Genomic DNA, 3,198 nt, shown 5'->3' with positions numbered 1-3,198 from the left:
CTACGTTTGTTTCGGGCCAGTGAGGCCTCTGAGATGCGCGCGCGACCGCCTGGTTCATACGACGCGACATTGAGGCATGCGCCAAAGGGTTCGCGCGCAAATCCCCCAGGCATAATTGGCCCGAAACAAACGTAGGAGCGAGCGCAGCTCGCGATGCGCCGCGCGGGCGGCGTTCAATCTCACAGGCGCTGAAAATGCGGCGGCTACTACACAGTTCTCAAGCTTGGTGACGGCCCTGCATTACCCCAGCAACTGCCGCAGCACCTCGGCAAACGCCATCCGGCTTTGTTCCTCCTGTGCATGCCGCCCCTGGCGCACTACCCACTGCCCATTCACCATCACATCGCGCACCTGGTGATCGCCGCCGGCAAACAGCCAGCGGTTGAGGATGGCATCATCCTCGGCAATCGCCAGGTAAGGGTCCTGTCCGTCGAGCACCAGCCAGTCGGCACGTTTGCCCACGGCCAGCGCGCCGATTGGCTGCCCCAGCGCCTGGGCGCCGCCCGCCAGCGCGGCGTCATACAGGGTGCGCCCGACCATTGGCTGATCACCCCGATACAGGCGGTTGCGGCGCTGGTCACGCAGCCGCTGGCCATATTCCAGCCAGCGTAATTCCTCGACCACGCTCAGCGATACATGGCTGTCTGAACCAATGCCCATGCGCCCGCCCTGGGCCAGGAACTCCACGGCCGGGAAAATCCCGTCGCCCAGGTTGGCTTCAGTGGTCAGGCACAGGCCTGCCACCGCGCCGCTGCGGGCCATGGCTGCCACTTCGTCGGGTGCTGCGTGGGTGGCGTGTACCAGGCACCAGCGCCGGTCGACGTCGACATGCTCATACAGCCACTGCAGGGGCCGCAGGCCGCTCCAGGCCAGGCAGTCGTCGACTTCCTTCTGCTGCTCGGCGATATGGATATGCACCGGTGCTTGCGTGTCACTGGCCGCCAGCACTTCGGCGAGCTGCGCCGGCGCCACCGCCCGTAGCGAGTGGAAGCACAGGCCCAGGCGCTGCGCGGGCTGTGTGGCCAGCGCGGGGGCCAGTTGCGCCTGCAGTTGCAGGTATTGGTCGGTAGTGTTGATAAAGCGCCGCTGGCCGTGGTTCGGTGCCAGGCCGCCGAACCCGGCATGGCTGTACAGCACCGGCAACAAGGTCAGGCCGATACCACTGTCAGCGGCGGCCGCACTGATGCGGCGGGATAACTCGGCGGGGTCGGCGTAGGGCTTGCCGGCCTGGTCATGGTGCACATAGTGAAACTCGGCGACCGCGGTGTAGCCGGCCTTGAGCATCTCGATGTACAGCTGCCGGGCAATAACCTGCAGTTGTTCTGGGCTGATCTGGCCGACCAGCCGGTACATCAGGTCGCGCCAGGTCCAGAAGCTGTCGTTGGGGTTGCCAGCAACCTCGGCCAGCCCTGCCATGGCGCGCTGAAAGGCATGCGAGTGCAGGTTGGGCATGCCGGGCAGCAAGGGCCCGGCGAGCCGTTCGGCACCCTCGGGCGCAGCTCCTGGCTCGATACTGGCCACGTAGCCATCGCCGGCGACCTCGATGCGGACATGGCGGGCCCAGCCGCTGTGCAGCAGGGCGCGTTCGGCGAAGTAGGCGGGCATGGTGCGAATCCTGTTATTGTTAGCTTGTATATACATATACAGGCGTTTGCCTGCCGGGTAAACTGCGGCAAGCTACCGCCCATTACATTTGCACAAGGATCCAACGCCGTGCCGACACCTCCTGTCTCCGCGCTGGTTGCCCAGATGGGCGAGGGCCCGGCGCCGCTGTATGCGCGGGTCAAACAGATGATCGTCCAGCAGATCGACAACGGCAGCTGGCCGCCGCATCACCGGGTCCCCTCGGAGAGCGAGCTGGTCAACGAGCTCGGCTTCAGTCGCATGACCATCAACCGCGCCCTGCGTGAACTCACGGCCGAAGGCCTGCTGGTGCGCATGCAAGGGGTGGGCACTTTCGTGGCTGAGCCCAAAGGTCGGTCGGCGCTGTTCGAGGTCAACAACATCGCCGACGAAATTGCCGCCCGTGGCCACAAGCATACGTGTCAGGTCATCACCCTCACCGAGGAAGCGGCCGGCTCCGAGCGCGCCCTGGCCCTGGACATGCGCGAGGGCCAGCGGGTGTTTCATTCGCTGATCGTGCATTTCGAGAACGGCGTGCCGGTGCAGATCGAGGACCGTTACGTCAATGCGGCGATCGCCCCCGACTACCTCAAGCAGGATTTCACCCGGCAGACGCCCTACGCCTACCTGTCCCAGGTCGCGCCCTTGACCGAAGGCGAGCACGTGGTCGAGGCGATCCTCGCCGAGCCGGAGGAATGCCGGCTGTTGCAGATCGAGCGGGGCGAGCCTTGCCTGCTGATTCGGCGCCGCACCTGGTCGGGTCGCCAGCCGGTGACTGCCGCGCGGTTGATCCACCCCGGATCCCGTCATCGCCTGGAGGGGCGTTTCAGCAAATGAGCCAGTTGCAGGTGTTGCGCGCGCAGGATTACCCGCGCATGCCATGGAAGAACGGTGGCGGTTTCACTGAAGAAATCACCCGCGACAGCGGCGAAGGCCTGGACGGCTTCGGCTGGCGCCTGTCGATCGCCGATATCGAGGACTCGGGCGGCTTTTCCACGTTTGCCGGTTACCAGCGGATCATCACTGTGCTGCAGGGCGACGGCATGCGCCTGGTGGTGGACGGCCAGGCCAGCCGGCCATTGCTGGCCTGCGATGCATTTGCCTTCAGTGGCGAGAGCCAGGTCAGTTGCAGGTTGCTGGGCGGGGCGATTCGCGATTTCAACCTGATCTATGCGCCGCAGCGTTACCGGGCGCGGTTGCAGTGGCTGGACGGTACCCAGCGAATGTACACCTCGGCGTCGACGGTGTTGCTGTTTGCGGCCTGTAATCAGGTCGAGGTGGCCTTGGCTGGGCGTGAGGCGCAACGGCTGGGGTTGTATGACTGCCTGCGGCTGGAGGGCAACGAAGCGTTGCTGGAGCTGGATGTGCAGGGGCGGTGCTGCCTGATCGAACTCATTCCAACTTGAGATAGCCGGGGCTGCTTTGCAGCCCAATCGCCGGCAAGCCAGCTCCCACGGGGATCGCCTTAGGGCTGACAGGTGTTTGCCGCAAGGTATGGCAGCGCCTGTTAGAGCGAGCGCCGCCCGCGCGGCGCAATCGCGAGCTGCGCTCGCTCCTACGTTGTTTCGGGCCAAT

The 3,198-nt window shown here is 65.2% G+C and carries 3 protein-coding genes; 2 read left to right on the top strand and 1 reads right to left on the bottom strand.

What is annotated here, in order from left to right:
* Positions 1-240: 240 nt before the first annotated feature.
* A complete protein-coding gene (locus B3361_RS07345) occupies positions 241-1,605 on the bottom strand; it encodes a formimidoylglutamate deiminase (protein ID WP_054906160.1) in 1,365 nt (454 codons plus the stop codon).
* 144 nt (positions 1,606-1,749) lie between these two features.
* Here B3361_RS07345 and hutC point away from each other — a divergent pair, with 144 nt between their 5' ends.
* Together hutC and B3361_RS07335 are read left to right on the top strand one after the other, a co-directional pair.
* On the top strand, positions 1,750-2,460 hold the full coding sequence (gene hutC / locus B3361_RS07340) for a histidine utilization repressor (RefSeq protein ID WP_154211989.1): 711 nt from the start codon (positions 1,750-1,752) through the stop codon (positions 2,458-2,460).
* Positions 2,457-3,029 carry a HutD family protein gene (locus B3361_RS07335; protein WP_009683255.1) on the top strand — a complete coding sequence of 191 codons (573 nt, stop codon included), beginning with the start codon at positions 2,457-2,459 and terminating at the stop codon, positions 3,027-3,029. Before hutC ends, B3361_RS07335 begins: the two co-directional genes overlap by 4 nt.
* Positions 3,030-3,198: the final 169 nt, after the last annotated feature.

The sequence above is a fragment of the Pseudomonas sp. UBA6699 genome, assembly GCF_002454615.1.
Taxonomy (GTDB): domain Bacteria; phylum Pseudomonadota; class Gammaproteobacteria; order Pseudomonadales; family Pseudomonadaceae; genus Aquipseudomonas; species Aquipseudomonas juntendi.
Note: the sequence above shows the minus strand (reverse complement) of the source record. Positions and strands in the feature narration are given on the sequence as shown.